We start from the raw sequence: 22,934 nt of genomic DNA, 5'->3' as shown, positions 1-22,934 counted from the left end.
ACTTAGTTGTCATAAAACACAAACAATGAATAGGATGAAAAGAATTAAATTATTATTGCTGTTACCGGTATTGATGATGGTAATGTTGTTCTCTGCCATGAAAATTAAACCTAAAAGAATTATTTTTTTTGGAGATTCCATTACCCAGGCCGGTATAAAACCGGGAGGTTATGTTGATCTGTTAAAAAAAGACCTGGATCCTGGTAAATACGAAGTGATCGGTGCCGGGATAGGCGGAAATAAAGTATATGATCTGTACCTGAGGATGGAGGATGATGTGCTGAAGAAGCAGCCAGACCTGGTGGTGATTTATATCGGTGTAAATGATGTTTGGCATAAACTATCGTCTAAAACGGGTACAGATTACGATAAGTTTATTAAGTTTTACCAGGCCCTGATCAATAAAATTCAGGCTAACGGAGCTAAAATAGTGCTTTGTACACCTGCTGTAATAGGAGAAAAAAAGAATGGTGCCAATGAAATGGATGCAGAGCTGGATAAGTATTCGGGGGCTATAAGAGACCTGGCGGCAAGAAATAATCTTCCGCTTGCTGACCTGAGGAAATTGTTTATAGCTTATGATCTGGCCAATAATCCTGACGATTTAGCGAAGGGTATTTTAACAACGGATGGCGTGCATTTAAATGAAAAAGGGAATCGTACACTGGCAGACACTTTGCTGCCATTTGTAAAATAAGGATCTGAAATGCTGAAGGCAAGGTAAAACAGGATAGGGAAAAGAAGAAATGATTAATCAGGATACCATAAACAAGATAATGGACACCGCCCGGATTGAAGAGGTGGTGGGTGATTTTGTTGCGTTAAAAAAGCGGGGTACCAGTTTGATCGGTAACTGTCCTTTTCACAATGAGAAAACGCCTTCCTTTAATGTTTCGGTAACCAAAGGGATTTATAAGTGCTTTGGCTGTGGCAAGGGCGGGGATGCGGTCCATTTTATTATGGATCACGAAAAGTATTCTTATCCGGAGGCGCTGAAATACCTGGCCCAGAAGTACAATATTGAAGTCGAGGAAACGGTACAGTCGCCCCAGAACATGGAGGCCCAGAATGCCCGTGAAAGCTTGTACATTGTATCAGAATATGCGGCGGATTATTTTGCCAATGAACTTTGGACCGGTAATGACGGCAGGGCCATAGGCTTGAGCTATTTTAAGGAACGGGGTTTCAGGGAGGATATTTTAAAGAAGTTCCAGCTGGGCTATTCACCTGATGTATGGGATGCCCTGATCCAGCATGCGGTTGGCGCCGGGCATAAGGAAGAATACCTGGAAAAGACCGGTCTGGCCATCAGGAATGATAAAGGCAAGCTGTATGACCGTTTCAGGGGCCGGGTAATGTTCCCGATCCATAACTTTACCGGAAGGGTAATTGGTTTTGGGGGAAGAACACTTAAAACAGATAAAAATGTCCCTAAATATGTAAACTCACCGGAGAGTGACATTTACCATAAATCCAATGTGCTGTATGGCTTATACCATGCCAAGAAAGCCATCAGGGATTTGGATAATTGTTACCTGGTAGAGGGTTATGCAGATGTGCTGGCCGTACACCAGGCGGGGATTGAGAATGTAGTGGCTTCTTCAGGTACTTCATTAACCACAGAGCAGATCCGGCTGATCGGAAGGTTTACGCAGCATGTGACCATTCTTTATGATGGAGATGCTGCGGGGATTAAAGCTTCGCTGCGTGGACTGGACATGATCCTGGAAGAAGGGCTGAATGTGAAGGTGGTACTGTTCCCGGACGGCCATGATCCGGATTCCTATATGCACCATGTCGGTTCGGGCGGGTTCAGGAAATACATAGAGGAAAACCGAAGGGATTTCATTTTATATAAAGCCACTATTTTACTGCAGGAGGCTGGTACTGACCCGATAAAAAGGGCTGGTATCATCAGGGACATTATAGAAAGTATTGCGAAGATCCCGGATGACATCAAAGCCGCGGTATTTATCAGGGAATGCAGCAACCTGTTGCAGGTTGAAGAAAGGATTTTACTTTCTGAACTCCATAAAATGCGTGCCGCGAAGCTTAAAAAAGCTGCTGGTGCCAATCCAAGCCCACAGTCCGCTTCTTTTCAGCAGCACCAGCAGGCCCGGCCATTTGATGCAGATGGTCCTCCGGATAACCTGTTTGAGAATCCGGGCCCCTATGAAGAGCCGGGGCCGGAAAGTACGGGCAACAGTGATTTAATACAAGAGCAGGAAATCGTGCGCTTATTGCTGGCATTTGGACATGAGCTGGTGAACTGGGATGGTATAGATAACATGTACATCGGTTCATTTATCATCCAGAACCTGACAGATGTGGTATTTGAAGATGAGCTGTGCAGCAGCATTATAGAAAATTACAGGGAAGAAATTGAGAACGGGCATTTGCCGGTGGCCAGTCAGTTTATCAAAAGCCCTGACCGTAAGATTTCCGAACTGGCGATTACGTTGTCTACATCGCCTTATATTTTGAGTGAAAACTGGGAAAACAAGCACAATATTTATGTAAGGGATGAGACGGTGAACCTGAAGGCGACCATTTTGGGCGGACTGTTCCATTTAAAGAAAACGAAGATCGCGGGGATACTGTCCAGTATTGCCAGCGAGATCAAAACGGAAGGAGATCCGGTGAACCTGGAGATCCTGATGCAGCGCTTTGTAATGATGAAAGGGGTGGAAAAGGAAATATCCAGACACCTGGGCATAACAATTTTAAAATAGAATGGCTACACACAATGACCTGGGCTGGCGCGGAGAACAGATCGCCGTTGATTATCTGGAAAACCTGGGTTACCGCATTTTAAACCGGAACTGGAAATGTGCCCGGGCAGAGGTGGATGTGATTGCAGACCAGCAGGGGACGCTCATTTTTGTAGAAGTGAAAACCCGCAGTTCTGTCGATTACGGACAACCTGAAGAATTTGTAAGTTATCAAAAGGAACGGCAACTGGAATTTGCTTCTTCCGCTTATATTGAGCTAAAGAACCACCAGGGCGAGATCAGGTTCGATATTATTGCAATTGTTTTTGAAAATAAGGACATTTATAAAATTAATCATATAGAAGATGCATTTTGGCCAAGTTAAAAATACAGCGGGCAAGGCGGTACTGCCGCTTTTTCTGCTGTTTAGTTTAGTGTTTGTTATTTCCTGTAAGGATAAGGCATCCTCGCCCGGATTTGGATTTAAGTTTCCTGATCAGGGCCAGGCTTTTGGGCTTGGAGAGGAAGTGAAAATTGGACTCGAGGTTCCTGAAGGGACCTCAGTTGCTACTGCTACTTATTTACTGGATGGCAAAGAAGTTGCGGTAAAATCCAATGCTGATGCGGTTTCTGTTAGTACCAGTGGCCTCTCTCTGGGCTACAAGCTGATTACAGCAGTGGTGGATGACGGCAGTAAAAAAGACACGCTGACCATCAATATAGAACTGAAATCGGCCGTTAAGCCTGAATTGTATGGTTATGAAGTGATAAAAACTATGCCACATGATACGGCTGCGTATACCCAGGGCCTGGAATACCATAACGGGCGGTTTCTGGAAAGTACGGGCCAGGAGCAGCATTCTACTCTAAGGTGGGTTGATGTGGCGTCTGGAAAGGTTTTACAGCAGATTAAACTGGAAGATCAATATTTCGGAGAGGGCTCCAGTCTGGTTGGGGATAAAATCGTCATGCTGACCTGGCAAAATAAGCTTGGGCTTATATTTGATGCAAAATCATTTAAGCAATTGTCTACGTTTCCTTATCAGGCGAGTATGGAGGGTTGGGGCTTGTGTTTTGATGGAACACAGCTGATCAAATCGGACGGCACCAATAAAATCTGGTTCCTGAATAAAGACAATTATAAAGAAGAGCGTTCGATAGAAGTTTATGACAACAATGGGCCTGTAGATTCACTGAATGAGCTGGAGTACATTGACGGAAAGATCTATGCGAATGTATATACCAAGAACATTATCGTAGTGATTGACCCTAAATCAGGAGTGATAGAAAAACAGATTGATTTTTCAGGCCTGCTGCCCGCAGGTTATTTTAAAACAGAGGACGAGCGTGGCAACAATGTCCTGAACGGAATTGCCTGGGATAAGACAGGTAGGCGCTTGTTTGTGACGGGTAAAAAATGGCCGCACCTGTTTGAGGTGAAACTGGTTGCTAAGAAATAGGCATAAAAAAAGCCTGGCAACATGCCAGGCTTTTTTTATGCCTATTTCTTTTTCTCTTTAGGTTCGCTTATGGTACCGTTAAAAGATATGGGCTGCCTGTTGTTGCTGTTTACATTTAAGGTTGCATAACCGTTCTCAGAAACATTGAGGGTCAGCGACTGGACATCTTTGGCATCTTTAGGTTGAATGGTAATCATCCAGCCTTTTTTCTTTTGCTCTGCTTTATATTTAAAATCCTTAGACTTGAATTTAATGCCCGAGTCATCAGGGTTCATGGTGGCGGTATAGGCCCTGCCGTAATAAGGCAGGTAGGCTTCCACACTGTCTTTGCTAACCTGGAGCTGATATTGGGAACCCGTGAGCTGTATCACACCCGAACTGCTGCCCCCGGGCATTCTGCTCAGGACTTTGTTGACATCCATATTGGCCATAGGCATAGCTGAGCTGGCATTAAATACATAATGCTGTGCATTGATGATTTTAAGGGTTGTTTCCTTATCGGTCTGGGCACTCAGCTGTGTTGTGATGAGCAAGGCAGCGAATACCAGCATGTTTTTAATTGTTTTCATCAGCGTATTGTTTTTAGCGTTTTAAAATTTTAAAGCTATGATGCGGACATCAGCTGTTTTCCATAAACAACATACTTAAAGATAAGAAAATCAAAGGACAATACGGCTACCTCCAGCTTTTATATTGATTGATGAGCCCGTTGGTGGAGCCATCATGTGAAGAGACTTCCTTATCTCCGTCCAGTTCCGGTAATATGCTTTTGGCCAGCTGCTTGCCGAGTTCTACACCCCATTGGTCAAAACTAAAAATGTTCCAGATGATGCCCTGAACAAAGATCTTATGCTCGTATATCGCAATGAGGCTGCCCAGGCTGAAAGGTGTAACCTTTTTTAGCAGGATAGAGTTGGTTGGCCTGTTTCCTTCAAATACTTTAAACGGGGCAAGTTTTTCGATCTCTTCAGCGGTTTTGCCTTCTTTTTTAAGTTCTTCTGTTACCTGAGCTTTGGTTTTGCCATTCATTAAGGCTTCAGTTTGTGCAAAAAAATTGGACAAAAGGATGGGGTGGTGATTGCCTATTGGGTTTAAGCTTTGGGCCGGGGCAATAAAATCACATGGGATGATGCGGGTTCCCTGGTGGATGAGCTGGTAAAATGCATGCTGTCCGTTGGTACCCGGCTCGCCCCAGATGATCGGGCCGGTTTCATAGGCCACATCGTTTCCGTTACGGTCTACATGCTTGCCATTGCTTTCCATATCGCCTTGCTGAAAATAGGCCGCAAAGCGGTGCATGTATTGATCGTATGGTAAAATGGCCTGTGTTTCTGCATCGAAGAAATTGATATACCATATGCCGATTAAGGCCAGTATAACAGGTACATTGATCTCAAATTCTGCCTGTTCAAAATGTTCATCGGCTGCATGTGCGCCTGCAAGTAATTGTTTGAAGTTGTCGTAGCCTATGCTCAAAGCGATGGGCAGGCCTATCGCACTCCATAAAGAATACCTGCCACCCACCCAGTCCCAGAACTCAAACATGTTATCGGTATTTATACCAAAGGCAGAAACGTCTTTGGCGTTGGTAGATAGTGCTGCAAAATGTTTGGCAATGTCTGCCTGCACAGCGCCGTTTTCCAGGAACCATTCCCGCGCTGTATTGGCATTGGTCATGGTTTCCTGCGTGGTAAAAGTTTTGGATGCAATCAGGAACAGTGTGGTTTCCGGATCAACTTTTTTTAAGGTTTCTGCAATATGTGTTCCGTCGATATTGGACACAAAATGCATATTCAGGTGATTTTTATAGGCTTTCAATGCTTCGGTAACCATTACCGGTCCAAGATCTGATCCCCCGATACCAATATTGACCACATCGGTGATGGCTTTACCGGTATATCCTTTCCAGCTACCCGAGATGATCTGGCTGCTGAATTTTTCCATTTTATCGAGAACCCTGTTTACCTCTGGCATTACATCTTTGCCTTCCACGAGGATCTCTTTGTTACCTTGGTTGCGCAGGGCGATGTGCAATACTGGTCTGCCTTCGGTCTGGTTGATGGTGTCACCGCTAAACATGGCTTTGATGGCCTCGTCAAGCTTGCATTCCCGGGCCAGCTGGATCAGCAGGGCAATGGTGGTATCATCGATCCTGTTTTTGGAATAATCTACCAGGATGTCCTCAAATAAAAGGGAGAATTTCTCGAAACGGGACTCGTCTTCTGCAAAAAGTTCTTTCAGGTTTTTGTTATTGATGTCGATGAAGTGATCGGCAAGATATTTATACGCAGTGGTTTCGGTGAAATTTATTGTAGGAAGCATAATTAAAATGTTATATTTATTCAACGATACAAGATAGTAAAACCTTTAAAAAAACACCTATGTTAGAAAATTTAAATCAACTGGTAAAGGAAAATGTTCAGGATACTATTGTGAACAATAGTGAGGTGCCTAACGAACAAAATGAAGCCGCCATCAGTGCCGCTTCAGGCTCAATTATTGACGCGCTTAAACATCAACTGTCATCAGGGAATATTGGCAGCCTGGTAGATGCTTTTAAGGGCGGGAACGCAGAGGGGAGTACTGTTGCTCAGGAGGCGACTACGGGATTTTCCGAGAAACTGGCTGCAATGGGTATCAATATGGAGACCGCAAAAAACATTGCAGCATCAGTCATTCCGTCGATTGTAGGGAAGTTTGTGAACAAGACGAATGATCCCGGCGACAGTTCTTTTAATATTCAGGATGTGATTTCCAAGGTTTCAGGACCGGATGGAAAATTTGATCTTTCTGATGTGACCAGGATGTTTACAGAAAAGACGGATGTAAACGGAGATGGTAAGGATGATGGTATTATTGATAAATTAAAGGGACTTTTTAGCTAGGGTAACCGCATAATTTTTTAAAAGGGGGCTATTTGACAGTGTTGAGTAGCTCTTTTTGCAGGTATAATTTCCTGGTGTTCATGGATACTTGCATAAAATAATTAAGTTTGTGCTTATGACAAAAGAACAAATTCAGGATTTAAGGGACAGGGTAACGTCGCTGAGGAGGTATCTTTGACGTCGAAAACCGACTAGAAGACATCCGTATTGAACAGGAATTAACCTTGCAGCCGAATTTTTGGGATGACCCCAAAAAGGCAGAAAAACACATCGCAGAGATCAATTCGAAAAAGGTGTGGACAGACGCCTGGCAACAAGCCAACAGCTTGCTGGAGGATACACTGGTGCTTTTTGATTTTTTGCAGAGCGGAGATGCTACTGAAGAAGAAATGCAGGAACAGTATGATGCTTGTCTGAAGGCGATAGAGGATCTGGAGCTGAAGAACATGCTGAAAAATAAGGAAGACCAATTGCCTGCGGTGATGCAGATCACGGCTGGTGCAGGAGGTACGGAGAGTTGCGACTGGGCCTACATGCTGATGCGGATGTACATGATGTGGGGAGAGAAGAACGGGTATAAACTGACGGAACAGGATTATCAGGAAGGGGAGATTGCAGGAGTTAAATCGGTTACGCTACAGTTTTCGGGTGATTTTGCTTATGGTTATTTGAAGGGGGAAAATGGCGTGCACCGCCTGGTGAGGATTTCTCCTTTTGATTCCAATGCGCGCCGGCATACTTCTTTTGCTTCGGTTTATGTTTATCCCCTGGTGGATGATACCATAGAAATAGAGATTAAGGATGCTGATATCGAGTTTGAAACCTTCAGGTCTGGTGGTGCGGGCGGGCAGAACGTAAATAAAGTGGAAACTGCTGTGCGTTTGTACCATAAGCCATCGGGCATTATCATCAAGAACCAGGAGTCGAGATCACAGTTGCAGAATAAGGAAAATGCGATCCGTTTGTTGAAATCGCAGTTATATGAAGCGGAAATGCGCAAACGCATGGAAGCGACAGCATTGATAGAAGGCAATAAAAAGAAAATAGAATGGGGTTCCCAGATCAGGAGTTATGTGCTGGACGACAGGAGAGTAAAAGATCACCGGACCAATTTCCAGTCTTCAAATCCTCAGGCGGTACTGGATGGGGATTTGAACGACTTTTTGAAAGCATATTTAATGGAATTTTAAAATGAAATATTTAAGCGGATTATTCATGACAGCAGTATTGTCGGCCAGCAATCTTATGGCACAGGAAGTATTACCTGTTTATCCCGGCGCTGTTCCCGGGGCAAAACCAACTCCTGCAACTTACCAGGAAACGACGGTGATGCGCGAAGGCAGAGGAGCGAGCATCACCAAGGTTTCGGTACCTACACTTACGGTTTACCGGGCGGCGAAAGATAAGGCAAATGGTACAGCAGTGATCGTTTGTCCGGGGGGTGGTTATTCCGGACTGGCTATAGGCCATGAAGGTTATCCGGTTGCGGAGAAATTTGCCGCAATGGGCGTTACCGCATTTGTGTTGAAATACCGTTTGCCAAGCGATGAGATTATGACCGACCGCTCGGTTGGTCCTTTGCAGGACGTGGAGCAGGCGATTTATAACGTTAGAAAGGATGCAGCGAAATGGGGGATTAACCCCTCAAAAATAGGCATTATGGGCTTTTCAGCAGGTGGACACCTGGCTTCCAGTTTAACTGTACACTATAAAGACGTAAAAATTGAAAACAAAGAAGGATTGAGCTTACGTCCTGATTTTTCTATTTTAATTTATCCTGTAATTTCATTTACAGATTCGGAGCATAAGGGATCTGCACAGAACCTGGCAGGCACTGATGCGAAGCTGCGCGAATATTTCTCTAATGACAAATCTGTAAATGCGGAAACCCCGCCTACATTTTTAATTCATGCCAATGACGATAAGACGGTTCCGGTACAGAACAGCATTTTGTTTAACCAGGCCCTGGTGAAGGCAAATGTAAAAGCGGAAATGCACATTTACCAGGCCGGCGGACATGGCTTTGGTTTAAAAAATAAGACCACGGCGGAAGATTGGTTTAAAACCCTTGAAAACTGGATGCGAGGCAACCAGTTGCTATAGGTTATCGCTGCTCAGGATGTCCTGCAGTTGCTTTAGCTCTGCTACTTTCTCTGCAGAACCAAGATTTTCGTAGGCGGATATCAGGTTACGGATGATGCGCCTGATGATTTCAACATTACTGCAGGGGGCGTAAAACCCAGGCAATGGGTCCAGGTTTAACTGGCGCAGGAACTGGTCTACATCATGTTTGCCAAAAATGGCACCTTTGTTAAAGGCATTGATGTAAAAAAGTACACCAAACTCCTGCTCTTCACGCTTGCTTTCGTCTATATAGCCCAGGATAAAATGCTGGGGCAGGTTTACGCCATAAACCGGGACGTCAAGTTTCTGGGCAAGTGTAGCATAAATGATGGCCAGTGAGATCTGGTTTCCCTTTTTGCTTTCCAACACCTGGCTGATATAGGAGTTTTGAGGGTCATGGTGGTTCTTGGTATTTCCGCTAAAGCCATATACATTGTAAAATACATGGTTAATGAGCTTGATTTTTTCAATGGAACTCATTTCGTATTGCAGGCCCAGCCAGATCTCTCTTTTTATTTCCTCTATCTGCAGGATCATCTTTTCTTCATCCAGATCGGGATATTGGTAGCGGTTAATGACCAGGGCGCCTTGCAAAAGGTCAAAAGCACCGCTCTGGTACCATAGGTTAAGATCTTCTTTTACGGTACGGAACTGGATCTTGTGTACGATGTTTTCAATGCGTTCCTGGAGTAAAGTGTCTAAGGAGTGTTCCCATTCGCTTTCCAGAAAGCTGACCACTTCCGTTCCGTATTCCAGCAGGCGTTTCTCCACGTGTTCATAAATTTCCAGATCAGGATCATCCAGTAATTTAACCAATGCACTTATTTCTTTACTATTTTCCATTAAACATGCCAATTGAAAGCCTATTTTTGCGGCTATGGTTTTTAATTTTATCCGTGATTATTTAAAGCACCGTTTCACTGCAAAAAGCAGGCATGGCACGCATTCCCCATTTGTATACAAACTTACTGATGAGGTAATTTACGATTTTAACTCCAAAACTGATTACAAAAGTATTGAAGCACAGCGAAAAAAACTTTTCAATGACGAATCATTCCTCACTGTAACGGATCTGGGCGCAGGTTCTCATCTGAACAAGAACAGGACCAGGCAGGTAAAACAGATTGCTAAAAATGCATTAAAAAGTCCGGCGCTGGCCCAATTGATCTACCGTCTGGCTAAGGAGAGCCATCCTTCCAATATCATTGAGCTGGGTACCTGTTTGGGTATCACCACTGCTTACTTTTCAAAGGCTTGTCCGGATGCAGATGTGATCACTGTTGAAGGCTGCCCGGAGACCGCCAAGGTTGCTCATCGGAATTTTCAGGAACTGGGGTTGGATAATGTAGAACTACAGGTAGGGAATTTTGATGTGTTGTTGCCAGCCATTATTGCCGGCCAGGAAAAACTGGATTTTGTTTATATAGATGGTAACCATAGAAAAGACGCAACGCTGAACTATTTTAACTGGTGTTTGCCTAAAGTACATGAGGGTTCCTTGCTGATCTTTGATGACATTTACTGGAGCAAGGGGATGAAGGAAGCCTGGGAGGAAATAAAAAACCACCCGGACGTAACAGTAACGGTTGATCTCTTTTGGATAGGACTGGTATACTTTAGAAAAGGCCAGGCTAAAGAACATTTTAAGCTAAAGTTTTAAAATTCCTGGGACTTAAAATGCTTCGGCCAGGCTGATGTAAAAGCCGCTCTGGCGTTTTTCATTGGGCCGTTTTTCGCCAATGCCATAATCTAAACGTACGCTCAGACCTTTTTCAGGGTCGAAGAAATACCGCCCTCCGGCACCATAGGATGGTTTGAAGTTTTTGACTTCAAAGCCCCCGTTCTCAAAAACCTGGCCGGTGCCGGCAAACAGCACTGCACCGAAGCGGTTATTGTAACGGTACCTGAGTTCGGCCTGAGCGGCCAGCAGGTTCCTGTCTCGGTAACGACCGGTATAATAGCCCCGCATCATTTCATCATTTCCCAGCTGCGGTAACAAGTAGAAAGGGGTGTTTTTGCCTTGTATGGTATGGAAGAGGCCGTTTACCCCAATAACAAATTTAGGAGAAAGCGACCAGAAGTTACGGATGTTGGCTTTGATCAGGCTGCCTGTAAAATTTTCCTTTCCCCAGAAATCGGGGGCATACTGGAAGGAAATTTTTGCCATCATTCCTTTTGTGGTGTAATTGTTGGAGTTCCTGGTGTCGTAAGTCTGGGATATTCCGGCATAAATTACTGAGCCCCCTGTTTTGTCCAGAATAGAGGGATCGGTTGTAAATATACCCCCAGCTTCCTTATCGGTAAAATGATAATTTTCAAATCCAACAGAAAAACCGGTATACATGTTTGGCCAGAACCTCTTTTCTGCTTCCATCATTACTTTTACATAGCCTTGAACAAGTCTGTCCTTATCGGCTTCATCTGTTTGGTTGCCTATGCCGTAGAAATTAAAGGGCATGCGTTTGAAGCGGACCTCCGAAATGTAATGGTGTGTATTTTTTTTGGTCCAGATGTCGCCTTTTAAAGATACATTGTACTGGCCTTTGGTAGATGCTGAAACCACACCCGAGAAATTGGAACTGCGGTTGCTGAGGTCTTTTCTGTCTAAATAGGTAGAATAAAGCAGCCCGGCGCCAAATTCAAGACCTATTTCCTGGGTGTACCGGAAAATGGGTACAGGCATAAAACTGGGCCGTCTGGAGGAATCTGTTTTGTTGGATAAATAACGTTCTATCAATTTTTTTTGTGCTAAAGCATTTGCAGTGATCAATACAAAAAGGGTACAAATGGACAGTTTCTTCATCGGCCTAAAATAGGGGAAAGGATTTAATTCCCGGTGTCTTTATCAACTTTAAGGCCAAATGGCTTTAAATAATAATATTTGCCTATTTTTGCCGCAACAAAATTAGATCAAGATGAGTACTACAAGAGGACCGATATCTCAGTTTATGGAGCGCAATTACCTCCATTTTAATGCGGCGGCCATGATGGATGCAGCAAAAGGATATGAAACACATTTGGACGAAGGGGGTAAGATGATGATTACCCTTGCGGGTGCAATGAGTACAGCAGAGCTGGGCATTTCACTGGCAGAGATGATCCGTCAGGATAAAGTTTCCATCATTTCATGCACAGGAGCTAACCTGGAAGAGGATATTATGAACCTTGTTGCGCATTCACATTATAAACGTGTGCCTAACTACCGTGACCTGAGCCCGCAGGACGAATGGGGCCTGTTGGAAAATCATTACAACAGGGTAACAGATACCTGTATCCCGGAAGAAGAGGCTTTCAGAAGATTGCAGAAGCACATCAATAAAATCTGGAAAGATGCAGAAGAGGCCGGTGAACGTTATTTTCCGCATGAGTTTATGTATAAGATGTTGCTGAGTGGCGACCTGGAACAATATTATGAAATTGATCCTAAAAATTCATGGATGCTGGCGGCAGCTGAAAAGAACCTGCCGATTGTAGTGCCGGGATGGGAAGATTCGACCATGGGGAACATCTTTGCTTCCTATGTAATGAAAGGTGAAGTTACTGCGACTACGGTTAAAGGTGGTATAGAGTATATGGGCTATTTAGCCGACTGGTATATCAGGAACAGCGAAGGTAAAGGGATTGGCTTTTTTCAGATTGGTGGTGGCATAGCAGGTGATTTCCCGATCTGTGTGGTACCGATGCTTTACCAGGACATGGAGATGCCCAATATCCCTTTCTGGAGTTATTTCTGCCAGATCTCGGACTCGACGACTTCTTATGGTTCTTATTCAGGTGCGGTACCGAATGAAAAGATTACCTGGGGTAAACTGGACATCCATACCCCTAAATTTATTGTAGAATCTGATGCAACAATAGTAGCTCCGCTGATGTTTGCATGGATATTAAAAATGTAATTTAAAATAACAAATCCGGCAGGAAGATGTCGCCGGTAGAGGGTCACCAATTTTTTATAAAAATTGGTGATTTTCTTTGTTTAAAGCATCAAAATGACATTATTTAGATTGATTATAAATTGTATTTACTGTCATTTCTTTGTCATTGGTACGTTAATAAATTTTACTTTTGTGGACGTTTTGGTCAAGGACTCAAGTTTAAACATCAATTACGTTTATAAAGTTTTTTAAAAAATAGCATAAAATACTCATTATGAGGGATATCTCATTGATCATTAGAAGAGTTTGGAAGTCGGCGTTCATGTTTACGGCTCTATCTGTTTTAATCGTTTCTGCAACACAAGCGCAAGATGTAGTGGAGGGAAGAAAAATATTTAAGGATAAATGTGCTTCTTGTCACCAATTAGACCGCAACAGTACAGGTCCTGCTTTAACACCTAAGCTGACCGAACTGGATGAAGCCTTTGCCATCAAATGGATCAGGAACTGGAAGGCCCTGGTTGACGCGGGTGATCCAACTGCGGTTGAAGCTGCAAAGTTCTCTCCGGCAGAAATGACCACTTTCCCTACTTTGACTGATGAGCAGATCAAAAGTGTGATTGCCTATGCAAAAGCAGGCGAGCCAAAAAAAGCGGAAGATCCGAATGCAGTTAAAGCAGGTGCAGGTTCTGACGAAGTTTCCAATTTCTCTATTACAGGTATTGCTTTAATTATTCTGATCTCTATAGCGGTATTGGTTGTTTTAGGGCGTGCAGTGAAAATGCTGGAGCGTCTGATCCTGCAGAAACAAGGTGTGGAGATTGTTGAAGAAGACAGTGTGTCTTTCGGAGTTGGTATCCGCAGGTTGTTTAAAAACAAAAAATTCATTTTGTTCTTTATCCTGTGTATCGTTGTCGCTTTAGGTTCGTTTGGATGGATGGGTATGTGGAATACAGGTGTGCATACAGGTTACCAGCCGGTGCAGCCAATCAAGTTCTCGCACGAACTGCATGCTGGTGTAAACCAGATTGATTGCCAGTATTGCCATGCCGGAGCGTTTAAATCGAAAAACGCAACAATCCCGTCTGTGAACGTTTGTATGAACTGTCACAAATCTGTACAGGCTACAGAAAAATATAACGGGGAGATTTCTCCGGAGATTCAGAAGATCTATACCGCTATCGGTTATGACCCGAATACAATGACTTACGATAAATCGAAAGAAAAACCGGTAGAGTGGGTTCGTGTACACAACTTGCCTGACTTTGCTTACTTCAACCACTCGCAGCACGTTGTTGTTGGTGAGGAAGCGATCAGAAAAGAAAAAGGTTTGCAGCCAAACGAGCCGGTATGTTTTGCTTGTCACGGCCCGGTTGATACCATGGAAGAAATTTATCAATATTCTCCGCTAACCATGAAATGGTGTATCAATTGCCATAAGGACGCAGAGATTTCGGGTAAAGACAATGCATTCTATGCCAAAGTGATTGAAGCCCATGAGAAAATCAAAAAAGGGGAAAAAATCACGCCTGCATTGTTAGGTGGATTAGAGTGTGGTAAATGCCACTATTAATAGAGTTTAATAACAAAGAACGTTCGATAACAGTAATATAGCTTAAATGGAAAGCAATAAAAAATACTGGAAAGGCTTAGAAGAGTATAACAATACTCCGGATTTTGTTGAAAACAACAAGAACGAATTTGCTGAGCCTCTTCCAATAGAAGATGTTTTAAATGAAGCAGGGTTAAGTACAGTAACTCCACGTCGTGACTTTTTAAAGGCTTTAGGCTTTGGGTTAGGCGCGGTAACACTTGCGGCTTGTCAGACTGCCCCTGTTCATAAGGCAATTCCTTATGTAATTAAACCTGAAGAGGTTGTTCCGGGTATCCCTAATTATTATGTGTCTAGTTTTAACGGACAGCCGGTACTGGTTAAAACCAGGGAAGGAAGGCCAATTAAAATAGATGCAAACCCTAATGCTGGTGTATTTAACCGGGGTACTGATGCACAGGCACAGGCTTCGGTATTGGACCTTTATGATGTATCTAAACTTAAATCTCCTGTATTAAAAGAGAACGAGACTACCTGGGCAAAAGTAGATGAGTTTGTAAAGGGAGAGTTGAACAAGGCGCAGGCTTCGGGTAAAAAGATCAGGATCGTTTCCTCTTCTGTAAACAGCCCTTCAACTAAAGCTGTTGTCGCTGATTTTACTGCGGCTTATCCAAATACCAAACATGTACAATATGATGCGGTTTCTTATACTGGTATCATTAAAGCAAACGAAAGTACCTTTGGTAAGGCGGTTGTTCCAAAATATAAATTTGACAAGGCTGAACTGATCGTAAGTTTTGGTGCAGACTTTTTAGGTACCTGGATCAGTGGGGAGGAGTTCACATCCCAGTATGTAGCTAACAGGAACCACACTTCGCTGAAAAGCGGGAAAATGTCCCGTCACTTCCAGTTTGAGGCGGGAATGAGTTTGACCGGTACCAATGCAGATACCCGGATCCCGGTTAAATTATCGGAAGAAGGACCAGCATTGATTACCTTATATAATGCGATCACTGGAGCCAATTTAGCTGGCGGGGCGTTGCCAAACAACGTAACTGCGGATAAGGCGTTGAAATTGGTTGGTAAAGAGTTATTGCAGAACAAAGGAAAATCTTTGGTAATTTCTGGTTCCAATGATATTTCTACCCAGATCCTGGTAAATGCAATCAACGCGGCAATTGGCAGCTACGGCACTACAATTGATTTGGATAATCCTAACAGACGTTATGCAGGTAATGATGCAGAATTTGCGGAGTTCATTAATGAAATGAGCAGAGGCGAAGTTGCTGCAGTGTTTTTCCTGGACAGCAATCCAGCTTATGATGTAGCAAACACCAAAGCGTTTACTGAGGCTTTGGCTAAAGTTGCTTTAAAGGTATCTTTCTCTGACCGTAAGGACGAAACTTCGACTTTGTGTGATGTTATTGCGATCAATCACAATTACCTGGAATCATGGGGTGATGCCAGTATATACGAAGGATATTACTCTATCGTACAACCTACTATTAACCCGGTATTCAATTCACGTCAGGCAGAAGAAAGTTTATTGACCTGGTCTGATGGCCCGGTTAAAGAGTATTACCAGTATGTACGCAACAACTGGGAGAAAAATATCCTGCCTGCTTTTGGTAAAGGATGGAAAGATGTATTGCAATCAGGTGTATTTGCTGCGGCAGAGAAACCAGCAGGCGCCTATAGTGTAGGTTTGTCACTGGATGCAGCGGTAGCAGCCATATTGAACAACAGCAAATCGCTGGCTAAAAATAAAGTAGAGCTGCAGGTATATGAGAGCATCCCGATGCGTGACGGTAAACATGCAAACAATGCCTTTTTACAGGAGCTGCCTGATCCGGTATCTAAAGTTACCTGGGACAACTACATTGCCCTGGCGCCTAAATATGCAGAAAAGCTTGGGTTCAAAGAGTTTGATATTGTTACGGTAAAAGGCGAGAATGGTTATTCCATTGATCTTCCGGTATTGATCCAACCTGGACAAGCTATAGGAACCGCTTCTATTGCTTTGGGATACGGACGTACCAAGGTTGGTAAAGCTGGTGATAATGTGGGAAAAAATGCTTTTCCTTTTGTAAGTATCGTTAATGGAACTGCGAAATATACGACTACTGCAGAGCTTACCGCAACCGGTGGAAGAGAGGAACTGGCACAGACCCAGACACATTATTCTTTTGAAGGCAGAAATGTGATCCGCGAGGCTACTTTTACAGAATATAAGAAGAATCCTGCGGCCGGTTCTGGTAATGAACACGGGAAACATAAAACTTACGATTTATGGGATAAGTTTGAGAAACCAGGTAACAACTGGGTGATGGCAATCGATCTGAATGCCTGTACAGGTTGTGGTTCTTGTGTTGTGGCCTGTAACGTAGAAAATAACATTCCTGTTGTAGGTAAAGACGAAGTACGCAGACGCAGGGAGATGCACTGGATCCGTATTGACCGTTATTACAGCTTCAACCAGGAAGGTGATGCACATGCAGAACATGGCGCACATGATGGTCATGGCAATGGCATCAACGCGGTAACGAAAGAGAAAGAGATTGCACACCTGGAAGAGAACCAGATGAACAATGTTTCTGTGGTACATCAGCCAATGCTTTGTCAGCATTGCGACCATGCACCTTGTGAGACAGTTTGTCCGGTACTGGCAACGGTACACTCTTCGGATGGGTTAAACCACATGGCTTATAACCGTTGCGTAGGTACCCGTTATTGTGCAAACAACTGTCCATATAAAGTACGTCGTTTCAACTGGTTCAATTACTGGAATGACTCACGTTTTGACAACTACCTGAACAATGAATTTACACAGCTGGTACTTAACCCTGATGTAACTACCCGTTCAAGAGGGGTGATGGAAAAATGCTCGATGTGTATTCAGCGTATCCAGGCAGGTAAACTGCAGGCCAAAATTGAAAAACGTCCGTTGAAAGATGGCGATATCAAAATGGCATGTCAGCAAGCTTGTTCGGCAAATGCCATCATATTTGGTGATTCCAATGATCCGGAATCGGAAGTTTCCAAAGCACTACGTAGTGAGCGTATTTACTATGTTTTAGAGGAGATCAACGTTCAGCCGGGTATAGGTTATATGACGAAAATTAGAAATACAGATACAACAGTACAAGCGTAAGCTGATATTAAAGAAATATAAATTATGTCAGGACATAACGAATCAATATTAAGAGAACCATTAATCACCGGCAAGGATATCACGTATGCAAAGATTACGGATGATATTTTAATGCCGGTTGAGAACAAGCCGAACAGGGCATGGTGGATAGGATTTACCGTTGCACTTTGCGGAGCCTTACTTTGGGTAGTAGCAGTTAGTTACACCTTCTGGTTTGGTATAGGTGCCTGGGGGTTAAATAAAACAGTTGGATGGGCATGGGACATCACCGGTTTCGTATGGTGGGTAGGTATTGGTCACGCAGGAACACTGATCTCTGCGGTACTGCTGCTTTTCCGTCAGAACTGGCGGAACTCCATTAACCGTTCGGCAGAGGCGATGACGATCTTTGCGGTTATTTGCGCAGCAACCTATGTTGTTTCCCACATGGGCAGGCCATGGCTGGCTTACTGGGTACTTCCATTGCCAAATCAATTCGGGTCTTTATGGGTTAACTTTAACTCCCCGCTGGTTTGGGATATGTTTGCGATCTCTACTTACTTCTCCGTATCACTGTTGTTCTGGTATACAGGTTTACTGCCTGATATTGCAACCATCCGCGACCGTGCTACAGGCGTGAAAAGAAGAGTATATTCTATATTGTCATTTGGATGGGCGGGAAATGTGAAAACATGGCAGCGTTTTGAAGCGGTCTCGCTGATCCTTGCTGGTATTTCTACTCCACTGGTACTTTCAGTGCACACGATTGTATCCATGGACTTTGCGACCTCGGTTATACCGGGATGGCATACGACGATCTTTCCTCCATATTTCGTGGCCGGGGCGATTTTTTCTGGGTTTGCGATGGTACTGACGCTATTGTTGGTAGCGCGTAAGGTACTGGGCCTGGAAAATTACATCACAATGTTCCACATTGAGTCGATGAACAAGATCATCATCTTAACAGGATCAATCGTAGGTGTGGCTTATCTGACAGAATTTTTTATTGCCTGGTACTCAGGTTCAGAATATGAGCAATATGCTTTCATCAACCGTTCAACCGGCCCTTACTGGTGGGCATACTGGATGATGATGACCTGTAACGTGATCTCTCCGCAGCTGCTGTGGTTTAAAAAGATCCGTACCAGTATTCCGGCTACCTGGATCCTGTCTATCGTAGTAAACATCGGTATGTGGTTTGAGCGCTTTGTAATTATCGTAACTTCATTACACCGTGATTATATTCCTTCAAGCTGGGCCATGTTCTATCCGTCATGGGTTGATGTGAGCGTGTTTGTGGGATCGATAGGTCTGTTCTTTACTTTGTTCTTATTGTTCTTAAGGGTTTTACCTTCAATTGCCATTGCTGAGGTTAAACTGTTGCTGAAAAGTGCAAGTGAGCAGGCTAAACTGGAGCAGATTAAAGATGGACATCTGGATAAAGAACATGTATCGGAATACATAGAGTCTTTAGAAAAATTTGATAGTGTTAAACAAGAAGAATACGCAAAAATATAACAATGAATAATATCAAATATATTTTAGGCAGTTTTGGTGATCCTGACGAAATGATGCATGGCATCGATAAATTGCAGGAAAATAACATTAAGATACATGATGTGTATACACCAATGCCTATTCACGGCATAGAAGCTAAATTAGGGGTTAAACGTTCAAGATTAGATATTGCTGCTTTCTTTTTTGGGATAACAGGTACTTGTACGATGCTGACCTTTGTATATTTTGCAGCCGCTTACGATTGGCCGATCAATATTGGGGGCAAGCCACATTTTGCCCTTCCGGACTTTATTCCGATCACATTTGAGTTAACCATATTGTTTTGTGCTTTTGGTTTGGTGGGTTCTTATTATGCATCATCTCATTTATTTCCGGGAAGAGCACCAAGGGTAATGGATTTAAGGGCAACGAATGACAGGTTTGTCATTGCGATTGATGCAAAGGAAAATACCGAGCACGGTAAGATTGATGATTTATTAAAGCAAGCGGGTGCTTTGGAAGTAAAGCATAATGAAAGGAAGTATGTTAGCTATGAATAAGAATAAAGTAGTTTTAGCCTCATTTTGTATTCTTGCGGGTGCTGTGATCTTCTCAGCATGTAAGGACAAAACAAGTACGGGTTTAGAATACGCCAGGAATATGTACGATCCGATTGCGCTTAATCCGGATCAGCCAGTTTCGACCACGAATGACTATTTAAAGAGTTTTAAAGGTCAGACAGCCCAGACACCACCAGCGCATACAAGTCCGGTAGGATTTGATAAGTATGATTATCCGAACACTAAGGAGGGCTATGAAGCTGCCGGTGCGGCTTTGGTAAACCCGCTGGAAGCTTCGGAAAAGAACCTGGAAGCAGGTAAGCACTATTTCAAGGTATTTTGTTCTCCATGTCATGGAGAACAAGGTGACGGACAAGGCCACCTGGTAAAAATTGAAAAAATCAGTGGAATTCCCTCTTATCACGGTGATGCAGCATCTTCGCGCGGAGGTCTGATGAAAGACCTGACAGCAGGAAAAATTTATCATACGATTATGTATGGTTTAAATAATATGGGATCACATGCCTCTCAGCTATCTCCTGAAGAAAGGTGGAAAGTTGTGATGTATGTTCAACAATTACAAAAAATACAATAGAAAAGCACAATATAAATGGGAACTCACAATTATAATTTAACTGAGCAGTTTGAGTTTACAGGTAAAGCTAAAACTTTAAGCATAATTGCTATTGTAATAGGCATAGCAGCTATAGTTTATGGTTTTTCAGCGAAGGAGCTTCATGAGCGTACCTTTGCAAACTTGTTGCTGATGGCTTATTACTTCGCATGTGTATGCATGTCGGGCGCATTTTTCCTTGCTGTTCAATTTGTAGCACAGGCGGGTTGGTCTGCTTCTATACTACGTGTACCACAGGCCATGGCAAAGGTTTTGCCGATTGCCGTAATCATCTTGCTTGCCATAATCGGTGCAGGTTTATACACACACAATTTATATCATCACTGGCATGCGGATGGATTAACAGATCCTAACAGCGCCAACTATGATAAACTGATAGATGGTAAATCATCTTTCCTGAATGTTCCTTTCTTTATGGGACGTCAGGTGATCTTTTTAGCGATCTATAGCGCTTTTGCTTTTTACCTTGCAAAATGGTCAAATAATGAGGATCTGGAAGGTGGTTTGAATTCTTACAGAAAGAGCTTTAAATACTCTTGTATCTTCCTTGTAATTTATGGTTTTACAACCCCGATCTTTGCTTTCGATACGGTAATGTCTTTAGAGGCACACTGGTTCTCGACCATGTTTGGCTGGTATAACTTTGCCGCCATGTGGGTAAGCAGTCTGGCTACCATTGCGATCATCATTATCCTGTTGAGAAAAGCAGGTTATATGAGCTGGGTGAATAACAGTCACCTCCATAACCTTGGACAGTTTATCTTTGGGTTCTCTATTTTCTGGACTTACGTATGGTTTGCACAATTCCTGTTGATCTACTATGCGAATATGCCGGAGGAAACCGTATATTTCTACAAAAGGTTTGAACACTATGAATTCTGGTTCTACCTGAATTTGATACTGAACTTTTTAGCTCCTGTATTGCTATTGATGGACAGGGACAACAAAAGACAGGAGAATATATTATTGATCGTATCAATCGTAGTATTGTGTGGCCATTGGGTAGATTATTACCAGATGATCATGCCAGGTACAGTGGAAGAGCATCACGGATTTGGCCCGATTGAGATTGGTACTGCAATAGGTTTTGTAGGTTTGTTTACTTTTACTGTTTTAAATGCATTGAGCAAGAAACCATTAATTGCAAAGAACCATCCGTTTTTACAAGAGAGTTTAAATCATCACTTGTAGCAGGCGGCTTTATAGCGTATAATAAAATAATAGTATAATAGAAGTACATCGTTACTACTTTTAAGGAAATGAGTTTAAGAAAATTTATAAGTAACAAAACAATAGCGGCACTGGCAGTAATCATGACTGCATTTGCAAATACCAGCGCATTTGCACAGGCTGCAGCTGCTGAGACCGCTAAGAAGCCGGTAGATATGGGGCCGGTTTATAAATCGGCAATATTTTATGCCATGGGCTTCCTGTTGCTATGTTTGTTCATAGCTATTATCGGAAAGGCCTTAAAGGTTTATGAATTGACCAGAGAAGCTCAGGATAAACCTAAGGGCATCAACTGGAATACTGTGAACGGAGTAATTTTTGCATTGTTCCTTATTGTAGGTTTATATGGTGTATATTGGGAGTATACGGTTCATGGCAACATGATCCTGCCCGATGCAGCATCAGAACATGGAGAAAAAATTGATCAGATGTTTAACATTACGCTGATCCTTACCACCATCGTTTTTATCGCTACACACATTCTTTTATTTGGTTTCGCTTATGTATACAAGTATACGAACAAGAGAAAAGCATATTACTATCCGCACAACAATACCATTGAGCGCATCTGGACCATCGTTCCGGCATTGGTTTTAACTGTGCTGGTACTAATGGGTTTCCTTACCTGGAGATCAATTTTTTATAAGATCGAAGATCCGAATAACAAACCGATCAGCATCGAGATCACTTCTTCACAATTTGCCTGGGCGATCCGTTATCCGGGAGCAGATGGAATTGTTGGTTTAAAGAACTATAAACTGATCAATTCTATCAATGGATTGGGTATCGATTTCAAAGATAAAAATAACCTGGATGATCAATCTGCGGATGAAATGGTTATTCCTGTGAATAAACCGGTACGTTTGATTCTGACCAGTAAGGATGTGATCCATAGTTTTTTTATGCCGCATTTCAGGGTTCAGCTGAACACTGTACCAGGTATGACCTCTTACTTTGAGTTTACACCAACCATTACTACAGAAGAGATGAAGGCTAAGACAAATGATCCTACTTTCAAATATTTGTTCCTTTGTAACAAGATTTGCGGAGATGGGCACTATAAAATGCAAAAGGAAGTTAAGGTTGTTTCTCTGGCTGAGTATGAGAAATGGGTGAAAGAACAGCCTGCTTATTTAACTGACGATTTGAGGAAAGAATTTAACCTGCCGGTAGCCGCACCTGTTACTGCGCCTGCAGATACGGCAGCGAAAGATACTGCCGCAGTTAAAACCAATCAATTAGCTTTAAAAAATTAATAATACTGGAATAGCACATT

At 43.0% G+C, this 22,934-nt stretch carries 20 protein-coding genes; 16 read left to right on the top strand and 4 right to left on the bottom strand.

The window, feature by feature from the left end; all coding sequences use genetic code 11:
- The first annotated feature begins 34 nt into the window (after positions 1 to 34).
- From R2Q85_RS15765 to R2Q85_RS15750, 4 genes are read left to right on the top strand one after another with little or no spacing between them, the layout of a single operon-like run.
- On the top strand, positions 35 to 697 hold the full coding sequence (locus R2Q85_RS15765; RefSeq protein WP_316812763.1) for an SGNH/GDSL hydrolase family protein: 663 nt from the start codon (positions 35 to 37) through the stop codon (positions 695 to 697).
- Positions 698 to 746: 49 nt separating this feature from the next.
- On the top strand, positions 747 to 2,732 hold the full coding sequence (gene dnaG, locus R2Q85_RS15760) for a DNA primase (protein WP_316812762.1): 1,986 nt from the start codon (positions 747 to 749) through the stop codon (positions 2,730 to 2,732).
- A 1-nt stretch (position 2,733) separates the two neighbouring features.
- A complete protein-coding gene (locus tag R2Q85_RS15755; protein ID WP_316812761.1) occupies positions 2,734 to 3,096 on the top strand; it encodes a YraN family protein in 363 nt (120 codons plus the stop codon).
- On the top strand, positions 3,077 to 4,171 hold the full coding sequence (locus R2Q85_RS15750; protein WP_316812760.1) for a glutaminyl-peptide cyclotransferase: 1,095 nt from the start codon (positions 3,077 to 3,079) through the stop codon (positions 4,169 to 4,171). Before R2Q85_RS15755 ends, R2Q85_RS15750 begins: the two co-directional genes overlap by 20 nt.
- A gap of 41 nt (positions 4,172 to 4,212) precedes the next feature.
- Here R2Q85_RS15750 and R2Q85_RS15745 read toward each other — a convergent pair whose 3' ends face one another.
- Both R2Q85_RS15745 and pgi read right to left on the bottom strand, forming a co-directional pair.
- On the bottom strand, positions 4,213 to 4,740 hold the full coding sequence (locus R2Q85_RS15745; RefSeq protein ID WP_316812759.1) for a DUF4251 domain-containing protein: 528 nt from the start codon (positions 4,738 to 4,740) through the stop codon (positions 4,213 to 4,215).
- A 106-nt stretch (positions 4,741 to 4,846) separates the two neighbouring features.
- Positions 4,847 to 6,493, bottom strand: coding sequence for a glucose-6-phosphate isomerase (pgi, locus tag R2Q85_RS15740; protein ID WP_316812758.1), 1,647 nt, complete (start codon positions 6,491 to 6,493; stop codon positions 4,847 to 4,849).
- Between the two features lie 59 nt (positions 6,494 to 6,552).
- On the opposite strand from pgi, the gene R2Q85_RS15735 reads away from it, so the two are divergent.
- From R2Q85_RS15735 to R2Q85_RS15725, 3 genes are all read left to right on the top strand, one after another.
- Complete coding sequence (locus R2Q85_RS15735; protein ID WP_316812757.1) at positions 6,553 to 7,056, top strand: hypothetical protein; 504 nt, start codon at positions 6,553 to 6,555, stop codon at positions 7,054 to 7,056.
- A gap of 115 nt (positions 7,057 to 7,171) precedes the next feature.
- A protein-coding gene (gene prfB / locus R2Q85_RS15730; RefSeq protein WP_316812756.1) for a peptide chain release factor 2 occupies positions 7,172 to 8,246 on the top strand; the annotation gives its coding sequence in 2 pieces (ribosomal slippage) (positions 7,172 to 7,231 and positions 7,233 to 8,246; 1,074 coding nt in all).
- Position 8,247: 1 nt separating this feature from the next.
- The gene (locus R2Q85_RS15725) at positions 8,248 to 9,159 is read left to right on the top strand and encodes an alpha/beta hydrolase (protein WP_316812755.1); all 912 of its coding nucleotides are present in this window, start codon (positions 8,248 to 8,250) and stop codon (positions 9,157 to 9,159) included.
- On the opposite strand, the gene R2Q85_RS15720 is transcribed toward R2Q85_RS15725, so the two are convergent.
- On the bottom strand, positions 9,154 to 10,023 hold the full coding sequence (locus R2Q85_RS15720; RefSeq protein WP_316812754.1) for a transglutaminase-like domain-containing protein: 870 nt from the start codon (positions 10,021 to 10,023) through the stop codon (positions 9,154 to 9,156). The genes R2Q85_RS15725 and R2Q85_RS15720 overlap by 6 nt on opposite strands.
- Positions 10,024 to 10,057: 34 nt before the next feature.
- Between R2Q85_RS15720 and R2Q85_RS15715 the strand changes: the two genes are divergently transcribed.
- Entirely contained in the window at positions 10,058 to 10,840 is a 783-nt protein-coding gene (locus R2Q85_RS15715) for an O-methyltransferase (RefSeq protein ID WP_316812753.1), read from the top strand.
- A gap of 12 nt (positions 10,841 to 10,852) precedes the next feature.
- On the opposite strand, the gene R2Q85_RS15710 is transcribed toward R2Q85_RS15715, so the two are convergent.
- Positions 10,853 to 11,983, bottom strand: coding sequence for a polymerase (locus tag R2Q85_RS15710; RefSeq protein ID WP_316812752.1), 1,131 nt, complete (start codon positions 11,981 to 11,983; stop codon positions 10,853 to 10,855).
- Between the two features lie 112 nt (positions 11,984 to 12,095).
- On the opposite strand from R2Q85_RS15710, the gene R2Q85_RS15705 reads away from it, so the two are divergent.
- The 8 genes from R2Q85_RS15705 to R2Q85_RS15670 all read left to right on the top strand — a co-directional run bounded on the left by R2Q85_RS15705 (position 12,096) and on the right by R2Q85_RS15670 (position 22,914).
- Positions 12,096 to 13,076 carry a deoxyhypusine synthase family protein gene (locus tag R2Q85_RS15705; RefSeq protein WP_316812751.1) on the top strand — a complete coding sequence of 327 codons (981 nt, stop codon included), beginning with the start codon at positions 12,096 to 12,098 and terminating at the stop codon, positions 13,074 to 13,076.
- A 253-nt stretch (positions 13,077 to 13,329) separates the two neighbouring features.
- Positions 13,330 to 14,628 (top strand): c-type cytochrome, encoded by a 1,299-nt coding sequence (locus R2Q85_RS15700; RefSeq protein ID WP_316812750.1) that lies wholly within the window; start codon positions 13,330 to 13,332, stop codon positions 14,626 to 14,628.
- A gap of 46 nt (positions 14,629 to 14,674) precedes the next feature.
- Complete coding sequence (locus R2Q85_RS15695; RefSeq protein WP_316812749.1) at positions 14,675 to 17,758, top strand: TAT-variant-translocated molybdopterin oxidoreductase; 3,084 nt, start codon at positions 14,675 to 14,677, stop codon at positions 17,756 to 17,758.
- Positions 17,759 to 17,782: 24 nt separating this feature from the next.
- Positions 17,783 to 19,255, top strand: a complete 1,473-nt coding sequence (gene nrfD / locus R2Q85_RS15690) for an NrfD/PsrC family molybdoenzyme membrane anchor subunit (protein WP_316812748.1) — start codon at positions 17,783 to 17,785, stop codon at positions 19,253 to 19,255.
- A gap of 2 nt (positions 19,256 to 19,257) precedes the next feature.
- Entirely contained in the window at positions 19,258 to 19,794 is a 537-nt protein-coding gene (locus tag R2Q85_RS15685) for a DUF3341 domain-containing protein (RefSeq protein ID WP_316812747.1), read from the top strand.
- Entirely contained in the window at positions 19,778 to 20,389 is a 612-nt protein-coding gene (locus R2Q85_RS15680) for a cytochrome c (protein WP_316812746.1), read from the top strand. Before R2Q85_RS15685 ends, R2Q85_RS15680 begins: the two co-directional genes overlap by 17 nt.
- A 15-nt stretch (positions 20,390 to 20,404) precedes the next feature.
- Complete coding sequence (locus R2Q85_RS15675; protein ID WP_316812745.1) at positions 20,405 to 21,619, top strand: quinol:cytochrome C oxidoreductase; 1,215 nt, start codon at positions 20,405 to 20,407, stop codon at positions 21,617 to 21,619.
- Positions 21,620 to 21,687: 68 nt separating this feature from the next.
- Positions 21,688 to 22,914 (top strand): cytochrome c oxidase subunit II, encoded by a 1,227-nt coding sequence (locus R2Q85_RS15670; protein ID WP_316812744.1) that lies wholly within the window; start codon positions 21,688 to 21,690, stop codon positions 22,912 to 22,914.
- Positions 22,915 to 22,934: the final 20 nt, after the last annotated feature.

The organism is Pedobacter heparinus (genome assembly GCF_032678725.1).
Lineage (GTDB): Bacteria > Bacteroidota > Bacteroidia > Sphingobacteriales > Sphingobacteriaceae > Pedobacter > Pedobacter heparinus_A.
Note: the sequence above shows the minus strand (reverse complement) of the source record. Positions and strands in the feature narration are given on the sequence as shown.